Source organism: Halobaculum sp. EA56 (genome assembly GCF_051195075.1).
GTDB lineage: Archaea > Halobacteriota > Halobacteria > Halobacteriales > Haloferacaceae > Halobaculum.
This window is the reverse complement of sequence record NZ_JBNTJX010000001.1, coordinates 142,924-157,672: the sequence shown is the minus strand read 5'-3', so window position 1 is coordinate 157,672 and position 14,749 is coordinate 142,924. Positions and strand designations below refer to the sequence as shown.

General features: G+C 71.7%; 14 protein-coding genes. 5 read left to right on the top strand and 9 right to left on the bottom strand.

Going from position 1 to position 14,749, the window contains the following annotated elements; genetic code table 11:
* Positions 1-75: 75 nt before the first annotated feature.
* The 4 genes from ACQUQ1_RS00735 to ACQUQ1_RS00720 all read right to left on the bottom strand — a co-directional run bounded on the left by ACQUQ1_RS00735 (position 76) and on the right by ACQUQ1_RS00720 (position 2,760).
* A complete protein-coding gene (locus tag ACQUQ1_RS00735) occupies positions 76-666 on the bottom strand; it encodes a DUF7411 family protein (protein WP_435062244.1) in 591 nt (196 codons plus the stop codon).
* 7 nt (positions 667-673) lie between these two features.
* Entirely contained in the window at positions 674-1,027 is a 354-nt protein-coding gene (locus ACQUQ1_RS00730) for a DNA-binding protein (protein ID WP_435062242.1), read from the bottom strand.
* Between the two features lie 162 nt (positions 1,028-1,189).
* Positions 1,190-1,645: a 30S ribosomal protein S19e gene (locus tag ACQUQ1_RS00725; protein ID WP_435062240.1), complete on the bottom strand. Its 456-nt coding sequence runs from the start codon at positions 1,643-1,645 to the stop codon at positions 1,190-1,192.
* A gap of 86 nt (positions 1,646-1,731) precedes the next feature.
* A complete protein-coding gene (locus ACQUQ1_RS00720; RefSeq protein ID WP_435062238.1) occupies positions 1,732-2,760 on the bottom strand; it encodes a lysylphosphatidylglycerol synthase transmembrane domain-containing protein in 1,029 nt (342 codons plus the stop codon).
* 379 nt (positions 2,761-3,139) lie between these two features.
* Between ACQUQ1_RS00720 and thiL the strand changes: the two genes are divergently transcribed.
* Positions 3,140-4,075, top strand: coding sequence for a thiamine-phosphate kinase (thiL, locus tag ACQUQ1_RS00715; RefSeq protein ID WP_435062236.1), 936 nt, complete (start codon positions 3,140-3,142; stop codon positions 4,073-4,075).
* A gap of 12 nt (positions 4,076-4,087) precedes the next feature.
* On the opposite strand, the gene ACQUQ1_RS00710 is transcribed toward thiL, so the two are convergent.
* The 4 genes from ACQUQ1_RS00710 to ACQUQ1_RS00695 all read right to left on the bottom strand — a co-directional run bounded on the left by ACQUQ1_RS00710 (position 4,088) and on the right by ACQUQ1_RS00695 (position 7,548).
* On the bottom strand, positions 4,088-5,221 hold the full coding sequence (locus ACQUQ1_RS00710) for a site-2 protease family protein (RefSeq protein ID WP_435062234.1): 1,134 nt from the start codon (positions 5,219-5,221) through the stop codon (positions 4,088-4,090).
* Positions 5,222-5,389: 168 nt separating this feature from the next.
* Positions 5,390-5,656 carry a DUF7123 family protein gene (locus ACQUQ1_RS00705; RefSeq protein ID WP_435062232.1) on the bottom strand — a complete coding sequence of 89 codons (267 nt, stop codon included), beginning with the start codon at positions 5,654-5,656 and terminating at the stop codon, positions 5,390-5,392.
* Positions 5,657-5,941: 285 nt separating this feature from the next.
* Positions 5,942-6,769: a molybdopterin synthase gene (locus ACQUQ1_RS00700; protein ID WP_435062230.1), complete on the bottom strand. Its 828-nt coding sequence runs from the start codon at positions 6,767-6,769 to the stop codon at positions 5,942-5,944.
* A 71-nt stretch (positions 6,770-6,840) separates the two neighbouring features.
* Positions 6,841-7,548 (bottom strand): methyltransferase domain-containing protein, encoded by a 708-nt coding sequence (locus ACQUQ1_RS00695; RefSeq protein ID WP_435062228.1) that lies wholly within the window; start codon positions 7,546-7,548, stop codon positions 6,841-6,843.
* 152 nt (positions 7,549-7,700) lie between these two features.
* Between ACQUQ1_RS00695 and pyrH the strand changes: the two genes are divergently transcribed.
* The 3 genes from pyrH to ACQUQ1_RS00680 all read left to right on the top strand — a co-directional run bounded on the left by pyrH (position 7,701) and on the right by ACQUQ1_RS00680 (position 10,991).
* Positions 7,701-8,417 carry a UMP kinase gene (gene pyrH, locus ACQUQ1_RS00690; protein ID WP_435062226.1) on the top strand — a complete coding sequence of 239 codons (717 nt, stop codon included), beginning with the start codon at positions 7,701-7,703 and terminating at the stop codon, positions 8,415-8,417.
* Positions 8,414-10,093 carry a lysine--tRNA ligase gene (lysS, locus tag ACQUQ1_RS00685; RefSeq protein ID WP_435062224.1) on the top strand — a complete coding sequence of 560 codons (1,680 nt, stop codon included), beginning with the start codon at positions 8,414-8,416 and terminating at the stop codon, positions 10,091-10,093. The genes pyrH and lysS overlap by 4 nt, the downstream gene beginning before the upstream one ends.
* A 178-nt stretch (positions 10,094-10,271) precedes the next feature.
* Positions 10,272-10,991 carry a PadR family transcriptional regulator gene (locus ACQUQ1_RS00680; RefSeq protein WP_435062222.1) on the top strand — a complete coding sequence of 240 codons (720 nt, stop codon included), beginning with the start codon at positions 10,272-10,274 and terminating at the stop codon, positions 10,989-10,991.
* Positions 10,992-11,070: 79 nt separating this feature from the next.
* Here ACQUQ1_RS00680 and ACQUQ1_RS00675 read toward each other — a convergent pair whose 3' ends face one another.
* Positions 11,071-12,858 (bottom strand): site-2 protease family protein, encoded by a 1,788-nt coding sequence (locus tag ACQUQ1_RS00675; protein WP_435062220.1) that lies wholly within the window; start codon positions 12,856-12,858, stop codon positions 11,071-11,073.
* Between the two features lie 199 nt (positions 12,859-13,057).
* On the opposite strand from ACQUQ1_RS00675, the gene ACQUQ1_RS00670 reads away from it, so the two are divergent.
* The gene (locus ACQUQ1_RS00670) at positions 13,058-14,641 is read left to right on the top strand and encodes a heme-binding protein (protein ID WP_435062218.1); all 1,584 of its coding nucleotides are present in this window, start codon (positions 13,058-13,060) and stop codon (positions 14,639-14,641) included.
* Positions 14,642-14,749: the final 108 nt, after the last annotated feature.

Sequence of the window (14,749 nt, the reverse complement as noted above, 5' to 3'; positions counted from 1 at the left end):
CGGACACGACGAGTGGTCGGCTGTCGGGGGTGAAAACGCCGCGGATGTCGGCCGGGGGCGCCGGTCGAGCGCCGGTCAGCGCGTCCCGCGCACGTACGTCTGTTCGTGCTCGGGGAACACCTCGCGGACGGCGTCGTCGCCGGCCTCCTCGCGGAGGAGGGCGCGGAGTTCGCCCTCGTAGTCGGCCTTCGGCACCTCCTCGGAGGGACCCGATTCCACGTCGAGCGTCTCGTCGACGAGGCGGTCAACGGCGGTGCGGCCGAACCCGGAGAGGGGGGAGATGTAGTCGACGCTGTGTCGGTCCTCCAGGCTCTGGGCGAACGCCCGCGAGACCGAGGGGACGCGGTCGTCGCGGCGGGTGCCGTCGGCGACGGCGTCCACGTCGCGCTCGGCGACCGACTCCAGGGCGTGCTCGTGGACGCGCTGGATGCCGTTGCGGGGGAAGCCGTCGGCGCGCATCGTCTCGACGGCCTCGCGGGCCACCGCGGGGTCCAGTTCGTGGGTGTCGAACGGGAACCCGAGCGCCTCGGCGGCCTCGCGGGCGTGTTCGTGGTCGTCGGTGACGCCGAAGTGGGCGGTGACGAGCGTCACGTCGTAGAAGCGGTCGAGGACGAGCGCGGCGAGCGAGGAGTCCTTCCCGCCGCTGTAGCAGAGTGCCAGCTCCACGCGTCCGTCAGCGGCGGCGGATGTCGAAGCTCTTCTGGTCGGGCTGGAGCTCCCGCAGCAGCTCCTTCATTTGGTCCTCGTCGATGCGGCCGTTCACCCGGCCGCTCTGTGCGAGCGCGGTCACCTGTCGCTTCACCTGCTTGGCGAACTCGGGCTTGCTCATCTCGACGGCGTTGAGCCGCTGGCGCGCGCCGTCCGTGAGGTACTGCTTGAGCAGCGCCTCCTGCTGGCGCTCGGCCTGATCCTCGGCGGCCTGCTGGGCCTCCTGGTTCTGGCCCTGTCCCTGCGCCTGCTCCTGGAGTTCCTGGAGCTTCTGCTCGCGCAGTTCCTCCAGCCGCTCGTCGTCGGGGTTCTCGCTCATGTCGGTTCAGAATTGCCGGCGCGCGGTCAAAACGATTGTGGGTGGGCGGACGCCCGGCGACGGCCCCCGAGCCGCGACTGTCGGGACCCGAGCGGGCGTCGCCGCCGCGCGGCAGCGCCGCTGGACAGGGGAGAGAACGGTCAGAACAGGTGATCGGCGGACTCAGGCGTAGCGTTCGAGCTCGGGACGGTCGAGCTCCTCCAGAACGTCCCCGGCGACCTCGTCCAGGAACGAGCGACCCTCGTCGGTGATGCGGCGGCCCTCGCCCTGGGCGGTCTCGACGAAGCCCTCCTCCTCGAGCTGCTGGAGCGCGACGCGGATGATCTTCCGCGAGCCGCCCTCGTGCTCGGGCGGCCGGACGACGTAGCGGTTCGAGCCGCGCTTGGCGCCGCCGTACTCGGTGGCGAGGCGCTCGACGCCGACCGGGCCGCGGTCGGCGACCTTGCGGAGCAGCGAGGCGGCGCGGCGGAACCAGAAGTCCTCCTGCTGGGGCGGGAGCTCGCGGTCCTGGCCGGACTTGGCGAACTGCACCCACTCCGGCTCTTCGATGCGATCCTCCAGTCGGGCGGCGACCTCTTCGTTGAGGTCCGCCGCCGGGACGTCGTAGAGGGTAACCATACGGGCGGATTCACCGTCGTTCCGTTTAAAGCCGTCGTATCACCGCCCGCGTGTGACCCGTCCACGGGGCCGCCGGACGTCGCCGCCTAGCCGACGCTGTCGGCCCCGACGACGCTGACCACGACGCCGCCGATGGCGACCGGCACCCAGAACACCGCGCCGCGGTAGATGACGACGGCCGCCAGCGCCACCGACGCCGACACCGACACCGACGGGAGCGCGGCGAGCACGGCGACCAGCACCGCCTCGATGCCGCCGGCGCCGCCCGGCAGCGGCGTGACGCCCGCGATGGCGCCCATGGGGACGACGAACAGCATCGCCGAGAAGGGGACGGGCTGGTCGACGGCGACGAACGCGAGGTACAGCGCGATCATCTGGAACACCCACCCGAGCGTCGAGGCCGCCAGCGAGAGGGCGACGCCGGTCCGGTCGGTCGCGACGCGCTCGATGGCGCCGAAGAAGTGGCCGATCCGCGACTCGACCGACTCCTCGGTTGGCGCGGAGAACACGGGGAGCGCCCGCGCGACCCGGCGCACCCCGGGGACGACCGCGGCGACGACCCGGTCCTCCAGGGCGTAGCGGTTGCGCCAGCCGAGGTACACCGCGCCGGGGACGAGGAGCGCGAGCGCGACGACGACGCCCGTCGCGACCCGCAGCCGGGTGCCGAACGTCACCTCCGTGGCGAAGTAGGCGGCGCCCACGAGCGCGAGCGTGACGGACGGGACGAAGTTGAGCGTGTCCACGCTGGCGATGGCCGCCAGCCCCCGCTCGTACTCCGTGTTCGCCACTTTCGAGATGAGCAGCGCGGTCACCGGCTCGCCGCCCGCCTGTCCGAACGGCGTGACGTTGTTCGAGAACATCGCGCCGCTGAACACGAGGAAGGACCTGACGACGGAGAGCCGCACCCCGAGCACGCCGAGCACGGTGCGCAGCGCGATCGACCACGCCGCGAGCCACCCGAGAGTGGCGACGATGACGAGCGCGACGGTCTCGACTGACGCCCCCCTGAGCACCTCGACGAGGTCGCCGACGCCGACGAGGTACAGGAGGGCGCCGAGGACCGCGAACGCGCCGAGAAACCCGACGACGGTGGCGCGCAGCTGGCCCGAATCCATGTACCCGCCCGTCGCCCGCGGGCGGCTTCAAGGCTCCGAAACCGCCGAGGGCCGGTTCCGACGTCCGGTCTCCGGAACCGGCCCCGTGTTCGGTCGTCGACGTCCGCGGTTCGGTGGGCGGAGCGGTCCCCGTGCCGCTCCGCCGTGATCCGAGGCCGTACAGCACGGTCCGTGCGCGGCTCGGCCCTTCGGACCTCGCCGCGGTGATTCGAGGGACTCCCTCCGGTCGTCCCTCGCTCCGCTCGGCCTCGCAGTCAGTGCGCGGCTCGGCCCGCAGACCTCGCCGCGGTGTGTCGAGACGCTCGGTCGCTCACTGCGTTCGCTCCCTCGCGTCTCGCATGCGAAACACCGTTGTCGCCGGCGCCGAAACCGAGCGCCGATGGACGAACGCGAGGCGCTCGCGCGGCTGTCGGCGTCGCTCCCCGCGGCGGGCGACGACTGCGCCGTCGTCGGCGACCGGGTGCTCACGACGGACATGCTCCACGAGACGACGGACTTCCCCGCGGGGGTCGACCGCTACACCGCGGGCTGGCGGGCCGTCGCCGCCTCGCTGTCGGACGTGGCCGCCATGGGCGCCGCGGCGGAGGCGGCCGTCGCCGCCTACGGCGCCCCCCGGTTCGACCCGGACGAGGTGGACGAGTTCGTCCGGGGCGCCCGCGAGGTGTGCGAGCGCGTCGACGCCGAGTACGTCGGGGGCGACCTGGACCGCCACGACGAGTTCACCGTCGCGACGACCGCGCTCGGGCGGACCGACGACCCGGTGCTCCGCTCCGGCGCCCGCCCCGGCGACGCGGTGTGCGTCACGGGGACGTTCGGCCGGAGCGCCGCGGCGCTGCGGGCGTTCGCCGACGGCGACGCCGACCGCGGGAACGCGCTGTTCCGGTTCACGCCCCGCGTCGCCGCCGGCGTCGCGCTCCGGCCGTACGCGACGGCGATGATGGACTCCAGCGACGGCCTCGCGCGCTCGCTCCACCAGCTCGCCGGGGCGAGCGGCGACGACGGCGGGGTCGGGTTCGATATCGCCGGGGCGTCCGTCCCGGTCGACGACGCCGTCGCCGAACGGTTCGACGACCCCGACGGGCGCCGGGAAGCGGCGCTGTTCTTCGGCGAGGACTTCGAGCTGGTGTTCACGGTCCCGAGCGACGCGGTCGAGGACGCGAGAGCGGCGTCGCCGACGTCGGTCACGGCGATCGGGAGCGTCACGGAGTCCGGGGTGCGGATCGACGGCGATCCGCTCCCGGACCGGGGGTACGATCACGGGTCCGGCGACGGGGAGGACGACGACGGAACCCGGGACGGGAAAAGCGACGACTGACGGCCGAGCCGGTCAGATCGTCGTGACCTGGATCGGGACGAGCATGAAACACAGCAGCCCGAGCGCGAAGGTGAGCACGCCGACGGCCATACGCGTCGCGTCGAGCGAGGAGTCGTCGACGGGGTCGGCGGGGCCGCGGTAGGCGATGAACGCCGAGAACAGCCCCCAGAACGCCCACAGCCCGACCGACTCGTTCAGCCCGAGGTCGCGGACGAAGTAGAGGTACGCCGAGATGCCGAACAGCGCCGCCGGCACCGTCGCGGCGACCGTCTCCTGGCGCCGGCCGACCATCGCGCGGACGATGTGGCCGCCGTCGAGCTGCCCGACCGGGAGGAGGTTGAGGACGGTGAAGAACATCCCCACCCACGCGCCCATGATCACCGGGTGGGCCGTCTTCGTCGGGTCCGAGTACCCCGTCGGCTGGTCGAGGGCGGCCGCGATCAGGTCCAGCAGGGGCGGGTTGTTGAACACGATCACCCGGCCGCCGCTCAACACCGATTCGGGGACGGTGAACGGGCCCAGCAGGAGGCCGACGACCGTGACGACGACCGTCGCCGCCAGCCCCGCCAGCGGGCCGGCGACGCCGATGTCGAACAGCGCCTCGCGGTCGGGCATCTGCCCGCGCATCCGGATGATGGCGCCCATCGTCCCGAACGGGAGGATGAACGGGATGACGTACGGGAGCGACACGTCGACGCCGTGGTACCGGCCCATCGCGTAGTGGCCGAGTTCGTGGGTCAGCAGGACGCCCAGCACCGCCGCCGTGAACGGCCACGCCTCCAGCGCGGCCAGGGGGTTCGCCCGGATCGTCGAGAAGGGGACGTAGTACCACGCCGTCGCGCCCACGAGCAGCGTCGACAGCACCGTCGCGACGAACAGGCCGACGTTGACCCACGGGACGCCGTCGACGCCGTCCGAGTAGGGCGTGGCGACGACGACGTCGAGACCGCCGTCGGTGGTGACGACCTGTACCTCGTAGCCGGCCTCGCGGAAGGCGGGCCAGACGCGCCGGACGAGTTCGCGCTCGCCGACGTCGCTGACGCCGTAGTAGAGGACCCGATCGCCGTCGGTTCGGACCTCCGAACAGTGGAAGACGGCGTCGAGTTCGGGGGGGCGCGGGTAGTCGTCGGGAACCGCCTCGCTCATCGGCGGTCGTTCGCGGTGAACGGGCATAAGTCCTCGCCGGCGGCGCCGACCGGGACGGACGCGGAGCGCGGGTGGGGACCGGATCTCACGTCGCTCGGCCGCCTGTGGGGGCTCGGTACGGGGGTTCGCGGGGACCGCCCGTGCGTGGATCGTTCGACCGCGCGGCCGTCAGTTCGCGGGTTCGACGCGCCAGGTTGTCGCGGACGTGTACGACCACTTCTCGATGGAGAGCCCGCAGGCGGAGTCCTTGAGCTTCACCATCAGGGCGCCGATCTCCTTCGGCGAGAGGCCGACCTCGTCGGCGATGAACTTGCTCTTGAAGTAGAGCTCGCCGTCCTCGGCCTTCTCACGGAGGAACGCCGCGAGGCGCTCCTCCTTGGAGGGTTCGTCGGTCGAGACGCGGTCGGTGTCGGAGGGCTGCACGGTTGCGCTCATTATGTCACCTCGACTCTGCCTACGGAGTCGGTGGGGCATATAAAGTCCAGTCCGTTGGGGGTGATTCGGGTCCGTTCAGGGAATTTCTGCTGTGAAAGGAGCAGATCGAAACGTTTTACGACCGTTCGAGAGACCGTTAGACAGTTTATCCTCTCCTAAGACGCTCCAGAATCGGAACGGATATCCGGAACGTAGATCGCTTCGCATGACGTTGAATTCGTAGACAGGAGTTAGAAAATATCTGACGGTACGCTCTCGCGCGGCGGCGACGCACGACCGTCGGGCTCACTCGGACCGCTCGTGGACCCAGAACTCCTCGGACTCCGTGGTCTCCTTCTTGAAGATGGGCACCTCGTCCTTGAGGCGGTTGATCCCGTCCTCGACGGTCCGGAACGCCTCCGTCCGGTGGCCCGCCAGCACGACGACGAAGACGATGTCCTCGCCGTCGGCGACGGTGCCGACGCGGTGGTGCATCCGAACGTCGAAGACGCCCTCGCGCTCCTCCAGCTCCCGCTCGATGCGGGCCATGCGGTCGGCGGCGACCCCCTCGTACTTCTCGAACGTCAGCGCCTCCGTGCGGTCGTCGTCGGGGGCATCCTTCGCCCGGACGCGGCCGGTGAAGGTGGCGATGGCGCCCGAGCGGTCGGCGCCCTCGCCGGCTTTCGCCTCGGCGACGAGCGTCTCGAGGGTGACGTGCGGTTCGGCCGTCTCCACGGCGGCGACTAGCTCGTCGAGGTCGAGGTCGGCCGCGTCGTCGGCGCGTTCGACCACGTCGCCGGGGACGGCCTCGTCGCCGACGACGACGGTCGGGAGCCGGAGCTTCGAGAAGCCCGCGACGAGCGCGTAGTCGAACTCGGGCGCGAGCCGGTCGAGGAGCGTCTCGAAGTCCCCGCCCGTGCCGACGCCCGTCCAGGCGCCGTCGACGCCGAGGCGGTAGACGGCGTCGGCGTCGTCCGGGGCGTTCGCGTCGGCCACGGCGTCGGCGTCGTCGCGGGCGCCGTCCCCGCCGACGGTGTCGTCGCGGCGGACGGTCGCCACGCGGCCGTCGAGTTCGGCCGCGAGCGGCGCGAGGAGGTCGGCCGTGCCGGGGCCGACGAGCGAGAGCGTGCGCATGTCCGAGGGAGGGTGAGCGAACGGCTTTAGCCTTCGGCTCGGGACGGGCGGCGACGGAACGGCGGGTGCGGTCACACCTCGATCCGGAGGCAGTCGTCGGCGCCCCGCTGGAACTCGAACGGCACCGGCTCGACGGCGGGGTCGTACCCCGCCCGTTCGAGGTCCAGCAGGAGGTCGTCGAGCGCGGCGTATCGGTCCGCACCGAAGTCGTGCAGCGGGAAGACGCGGACCTCCCCGCGGGCGACCCGGCACAGTTCCCGCAGGGCCGCGACGTGGAAGGCGTGGTCCAGGCGGTCGGCGTACAGGAACAGGAGGTGCGCCGAGCAGACGAAGTCGAAGGCGTCGTCGGGGAACGGGAGGTCGGGGAGCCCGGCGGCGACGTACCGGCCCGGCGCCGCGCGGCGGTGGGCGAGGAACCGTGCGAGCGACGCCCGCCGGTACGTCGCCAACTCCGCGGGGTCGTCGTAGAAGTCCCAGCGGTACAGGTGCTCGACGCCGTCCAGTCCGTCGACCGCCCGTGCGGCGTCCTCGCGGCCCCGCGCCGCCAAGTCGTCGAACGGGAGCGCGTAGACGGGGTCGACGGCGTACGCGTCCGCGCCGCGGGCGACGGCCCCGGCAGTGAACCCGCAGGCCCCGCCCGGGCAGTCGAGCACCCGCAGGCCGTCGAGGTCGATCCCCCCGAGCCCGAGCATCCGCTCGTACTCCGCGAACGTCCGCCCGATGAACGCGAACCCATCGAACTCGTACCGGTCGTCGTCCGACCCGGTCGTCTCCGACATCAGAGTATGTTTCTATACATCGATGTATAATTCTGTCCCTCTAGTGGGAGGACGTCACAGGGCACCGCGCGACGTGGTGACACGCCGCTGAGACGGCCCGAGACGGGTCCGCTCCGGGAGCCTTAAGAGCGAAACGAGGGTAGGCGGGAGCAATGAGAGTAGTCCTGTCGCTCGGCGGGAGCGTCCTCGCGCCGGAGCTCGATCCGGATCGGGTGGCCGCGTACGCGAACGCCATCGAGCGTCTGGTCGGCGAGGGGTGCGAGCTGGGGGTCGTCGTGGGCGGCGGCGGCGTCGCCCGAGACTACATCGGCGCCGCGCGGGCGCTGGACGCCAACGAGGTCCAGCTCGACCAGCTCGGCATCGACGTGACCCGGGTGAACGCCCGGCTGCTGATCACGGCGCTCGGCGCCTCGGTCGACCCCTCGCCCGCCCACGACTACGACGAGGCCGCCGACGCCATCCGCCGTGGCGACGTGTCGGTCATGGGCGGCGTCACGCCCGGCCAGACGACCGACGCCGTCGCCGCGGCGCTGGGCGAGTTCGTCGACGCCGACCTGCTCGTGTACGCCACCGGGGCGGACGGCATCTACGACGCCGACCCGAACGTCGACGAGACGGCCGAGCAGTTCGCGGAGCTGACGCCCGAGGAGCTGGTCGAGGTCGTCGTCCCGATGAGCCGGGACGCCGGCGCCTCCGCGCCGGTCGACCTGCTGGCGGCGAAGCTGATCCAGCGGGCGGGCATGCGGACGGTCGTCCTCGACGGCCACGACCCCGGGGCGGTCGAGAACGCGGTACTGTACGGCGAGCACAGCGGGACGGACGTCGTTCCCGCGGGCGGGGAGGAGCCGTCCTACTGGGCGCAGCGATGAGCGCCGACAGGGAGACCGAGGCGGCGATCGACCCGCACGCGGTCGGGAGCCGCGGCGTCGACGACGGCGGCGAGCACCACGCCTTCTGGGCCGACGAGGTCGCCGACGAGGTCGAGGCCCGCGACCCCGACGAGCCGATCGTCATCAAGGGCGGCGTCTCCCCCTCGGGCATCGCCCACATCGGCAACTTCAACGAGATCATCCGGGGGTACTTCGTCGCCGAGGTGCTGCGCGAGCGGGGCCACGAGGTCCGGCAGGTGTTCACCAGCGACGACAGGGACGCCCTCCGGAAGCTCCCCCGGAAGCTCGCCGACACCGACGGCGATATCGTCGACCTGGGCGACGTGAACGCGGGCGCGCTCGGGGAGAACCTCGGGAAGCCGTACACGGACATCCCCGACCCGTTCGAGGACGGCCACGACTCCTACGCCGCCCACTTCGCGGCCCTGTTGGCGGCCGACGCCGAGGCGCTCGGGATCCCCGTCGAGATGGTGTCGAACACGGAGCTGTACGCCGACGGAACGTTCGACGACGTGGTCGAGCGCGTCCTCCGCGACGCCGACGCGGCTCGCGAGACGCTCGGGCGGTACCAGGACAAGGTCGACGAGGACTACGTCCCGTTCATGCCGCAGTGTTCGGAGTGCGGCATGCTCACCCAGGACGTGACCGACGTCGACGTGGACGCCCGCGAGGTCCGCTACCGCTGCTCCGGCATCGAGGCCGGCGGCCGCTTCATGGAGGGGTGCGGGCACGAGGGCACGGCGTCGTTCCGCGAGGGGAAGCTCCCGTGGCGCTTCGAGTGGCCCGCCCAGTGGGAGGTCCTGGGCGTGGACTTCGAGCCGTTCGGGAAGGACCACGCCGAGGGCTCCTGGCCCAGCGGCGTCGACATCGCCCGGGAGGTGCTCGGGAACGAGCCGCCCGTCCCGATGGTGTACGAGTGGTTCACGCTCGACGGCGAGTCGCTCTCCTCCTCGGAGGGCCACGTCGTCACCGTCCAGGAGGTGCTGGAGCTGATCGAGCCGGAGGTGCTGCGCTACTTCTTCGCGCGGAACCCGAAGAAGGCGAAGGACCTCTCCATCGAGCGCCTGGACCAGCTCGTCAACGAGTTCGACCGCTTCGAGCGGGCGTACTTCGGCGACGAGGACCCCGACGACCGCTTCGCGGCGTTCGCCGAGCGGGCGTACCCGTTCGTCGTCGACGAGGTGCGCGAGGGGCGCGTCCGCCTCCCGTACACATTCGCCGCGGTGCTGGGGATGGTCGACGACCGGGAGTTCCGGATCCAGCTCGCGCGCGACGAGGGGCACTTCACCGACGACACGCCGGAGTGGGCCATCGAGGACGCGCTGGAGCGCGTCGAGCGCGCCCGCCGGTGGGCCGAACGTTGCGACAACGAGTACAACTACCGGCTCCAGTCGGAGCTGCCCGGGCACGACTTCGACGCCGACGTCGAGGCCGCCCTCGACGAGCTGGCCGACTTCGTCGCCGCGGGCCACGACGGCGAGGCGATCCAGGGGGAGATCTACGAGGTCGCCCGCCGCCACGACGTGGAGGTCGGCGACTTCTTCGCGGCCGGCTACCGGCTGTTCTTCGACGAGACGCAGGGGCCGCGCCTCGGGGAGTTCCTCGGGGAGCTGGAGCGGGAGTTCGTCGTGACGCGGCTGCGTCGCGAAGGGTAGACGGATCGAGCGCCCCGGAGGAACGACAGCGGCGCGGACGGTCGACCCGCCGCCGGCGACGCCCCACGCGGGTTCGGAATCGCGTGAACCGAGATCGGCCGGTAGACGAACTGGCTGGTCAGTCAGCCGGGTTTCCCGGACCGAAACCCTTAGTGACCGACACCGGAAACGACGGGTGATGCGGAAGAGCGGCCCGCCGCGTGGCCTCATCTCGTACATCGTGCTGGAACTCTTAGAGGAGAAGCCCCGCTACGGCTACGAGATCCTCAAGGAGATCACCGACATCAGCGGCGGCCACTGGGAGCCCTCCTACGGCTCCGTCTACCCGATCCTCTACAAGTTCGAGGAGGAGGGGTACGCCGAGCGGATCGAGCGCGAGGACGAACCCGACCGGAAGTACTTCGCGCTCACCGAGGCGGGGCGCGACCACCTTGCGGAGAAGCGCACGGAGGTCGGCGGGAAGGCCCGCGACTTCGCGGACGTGATCCTCGGCTTCTACCACATGTACGTCGCGTTCGCCACCGACGGCCGCTTCGAGGTGGAGCCCTCCGACGACGACTGGTGTTTCGACGACGAGTACTCCGCCTGGATCGGCGAGCAGGTGATCCGCCACCACGAGCGCGACTTCGGCGAGTTCGAGCGGGTGCCCGACACGCCCGAGGAGTTCCACGCCCGGCAGGGCGACGCCGACGCACCCGACGCCACGGGGGAAGACGGGGCGGGCGCCGAGGGCGAGGCGGACGGCGGGGACCGGGGAGCCGACGATCGCGACGGGACCGACGCCGAACGGAGCACCGACGGCGGCGACGACGCCGGTGACGCCGACGGGACGGACGAGGCGGACGACGGACGACGGATCGAGGGGACGGCCGCCGACGGCGGCTCCGCCGACGTCTGAGACGCTCCCGTCGAGTCGAGGGTCGGAGCGGACCCGGAGTCAGCCGTTCCCATCTCTCCCCTTCCGTCGGTTCCCCTCCTCACAGGAACTGCGGGGCGAACACGACGACCAGCAGCGCCGCGAGCATGGTGAGCCCGATCGAGGTGGTGAGCGTCGTCACCAGCCGGTTCCGGTTCGCAACCGGGAGCCTGGAGACGATCCCCTCGGCGCCCATCCGGAGGATCCGGCCGCCGTCGAGCGGGTAGCCCGGGATGCAGTTGAAGATGCCCAGCTGGACGTTGATCCACCCCGTCCAGAACAGCACGTTCGCGAGGAGGAACACCGGGCCCTCCCCGAGCGGGGCGAGCGGGCCGGTCACGTCGTAGAAGCCGGCGAACTCGCCGTAGAAGCCCGCGAAGTTGTACGGGAGCGCCGCGGAGACGGCGCTCGCGAGCGGGAGCAGCAGGGCGGCGTACACGAGCCCGAGCGGCGTGCCCGCGATGCCGCCGAGGCCGGGCGGAAGGTCGCCGGGGTCGCCGCCGAGCAGCGCGAGGTACGCCTCGGCCGGGTAGCGCTGGATCCCGAGGTCGTCGAGGACGACGCCGGAGACGCCGCGGGCGACGACGACGCCGACGCGCGGGTCCGCGGCGGTGCCGCCGAGTTCGACGGCGACCTCGCGGAACTCCCCGTCGGCGTACACCCGCAGGGTCACCGTGTCGCCGGGGTCGTACGCCTCGCCCGAGAGGACGCGGTCGAGGTCCGAGAAGTCGAGGACCCGCTCGCCGTCGATCCGGACGATCGTGAGCGGCCCCGAGAGGTTCGTCTGGTTCGCGAGCGCGCCGTCGGCGGAGACGTTGCTCACGTACGCGCCGAGGGGCGCGACCGTCTCGCCCTCGCTCGTGGTCACGCGGGCGAGTTCGTGCTCGCGGGCGACCTCGCGGAACTCGGCCATCGTCCGGACCTCCGTGCCGTTGACCGCGACGATCCGGGTCGCGTCGCCCCCGGGGTCGACCGAGAAGCCGAGCGGGTTGCCCTCGACGGCGCCGACGACCGTCACCTGCCGCTCGACGGTGACCGTCTCGCCGTCGGCGAGCGTCACCTCGACGGACGGGGGTGCGGCCGCCAGCGCCGACCGGAACTCCTCGGGGCCCGACACCGGCGTGCCGGCGACCGCGGTGATCCGGTCGCCTCCCTCGATGCCGGCCTCAGCCGCCGGCGCGCCCGCGTAGGCGCCGCCGACGGCGAGCCCGGCAGCGGGGGTGATCGAGGCGACGACCGGGCCGAACAGCAGCGCGAACGCGACCGCGGTGACGGCGAAGTTGTTGGTGACGCCGGCGGCGAACATCCGGGTGCGCGCGCCGCGGTCGGCGGCCGCCTGGCTCTCCTCGTCGGGTTCGACGAACGCCCCGACCGGGATCAGCGTCAGGAACACCAGGCCGAGCGACTCGATGTCGATGTCCTCGACGCGGCACAGCAGGCCGTGGCCCCCCTCGTGGACGACGAGGGCGATCAACAGGCCGAGGACGATCTCCGGGGCGACCGCCAGCGGGAGGAAGTCGTTGACGCCGGGGATGATGAGGAAGTTCGACGGCTGGTTCGCCTGCGTCTGCATCGGGCTCTGCAGCGTCGCCAGCGCCGAGAACACCAGGAACGCGAACATCCCGACCATCACGACGACGGCGATGCCGACCCCGACGTTGCTCCAGGCGCGCCAGAACCGCCGCGGCCCGGCCAGCCAGTTGAGGAACGCCCGACCGCGCGTGGTGTGGACCGTCGTCAGCGGCCCCTGAACGCGGACGGCGTCCGGGAGGTACCCCCGGGTGTACAGCGCCATCATCGCGACGGAGTAGACGAGGGCTCCCACGAGGACCCACAGGAGCGTGTTCATTACCGGTCGAAGTCGGCGCGCGGTCAAATGGGTTCGGGTCTCCGGGCGGGAGGGTGACGACACGGCGGAGACGGGGACGAGGAGGGCGGCGGCGGCGAGCGGGAGGGCGGCGACGACGGGGGCGGTACCGGAGCGTCGCGACGGCCCGCCGACGCGACGGTGACGCAAGCCACAAGCCCCCCGCGTCCGAACGCGGCGCATGGCGAAGCCCCCGCGCACGGAGGAGGGTTGGTACGCACTGCACGACTTCCGAACGGTGGACTGGGACGCCTGGCGGGCGGCCCCCGACCGCGAGCGCGAACGAGCCGTTGAGGAGGGCGTCGCGTACCTGGAGGAACACGAGGCGGTCGCCGACGCCGAGGAGGGTGCCTCGGCGGTGTTCTCGGTGCTCGGCCACAAGGCCGACCTCATGGTCGTCCACTTCCGGCCGACGCTGGACGCGCTGTCGGCGGCCGAGCGGCGCTTCGAGTCGACCGCGCTCGCCGAGTTCACCGACCAATCCACCTCCTACGTCTCGGTGACCGAGGTGTCCGACTACGTCTCGGACGAGTACTTCGACGACGACGGGGAGGAGACGGACGAGGGCATCCGCCGGTACATCGAGGGGAAACTGAAGCCCGACATCCCGGACACGGAGTACGTCTCCTTCTACCCGATGAGCCGCAAGCGCGAGGCCGGGCAGAACTGGTACACCCTCGACTACGACGAGCGCTCGGAGTTGCTCTCGGCCCACGGCGACATCGGCCGGGAGTACGCGGGGAAGATCAAGCAGGTCATCGCCTCCTCGGTCGGCTTCGACGACTACGAGTGGGGGGTCACCCTGTTCGGCGGCGACCCGGCGGACATCAAGGACATCGTCTACGAGATGCGCTTCGACGAGGCCTCCGCCGAGTACGGCGAGTTCGGCCCGTTCTACGTCGGCCGGCGCTTCCCGCCGACGGACCTCGGCGCGTACCTCGACGGCGAGCAGGTGCCGACGGGCGAGCATGAGTCCGGCGGCCGCCCGCACGGGGACGCGGACGTTCACGGCGAGGGCGCCCACCACCACGGCGGCGGGGAAGGCGGGTCCGGCGGCGGGCACCCGCACGCCGACGACGGGGACGAGCACCACGGCGACGCCGGCGACGCGGACGACGCCGAGGAGGAGAGCATCCGAGCGGAGCTGGAGGATCTGGACATCTACGCCGGCAAGCCGCACGGGGAGGACGTGTTCGCGACCGTCCTCTACTCGGAGGCAGACCCCGACGAACTCTTCGAGGAGGTCGAGGGGCTCCGGGGCAACTTCGACCACTACGGCACCCACGTGAAGACGGCCGTCTACGAGGGTGGCGGGGCGCGGAGCGCCCCGGACCAGTCGAGCGAGAAGGGAACCGACTCGCGAGACGGCGAGGCGGACCGGGCCGCGGTCGTGAGCATCTGGGAGACCGCCAACGCCGCCGAGACGGCCGCGGGGTTCCTCTCGGACCTGCCCGGCATCGTCGAGCGCGCCGGCGAGGAGTCCGGCTTCGGGACGATGGGGATGTTCTACACGGTCAAGCCCGAACACCGCGGGGACTTCGTCGAGAAGTTCGAGGTCGTCGGCGACACTCTCGAGGGCATGGACGGCCACCACGAGACGGACCTGATGGTGAACCGCGAGGACGAGAACGACATGTTCATCGCGAGCCAGTGGGCCTCGAAGGAAGACGCGATGGCCTTCTTCCGCTCGGACGACTTCCGCGACACTGTCTCGTGGGGGCGCGACGTGCTGGCGGACCGGCCCCGCCACGTCTTCCTCGCCTGAGGTAGCCCGGGCGGTCGCCGGGTCGCCGACGCCGCCCGCCGTCGGCCGGCCGTTCCGGGCGGGCCACGCCCCCCGGCGTCCGACGTTGCTTTCGAGCCGGCAGATCGG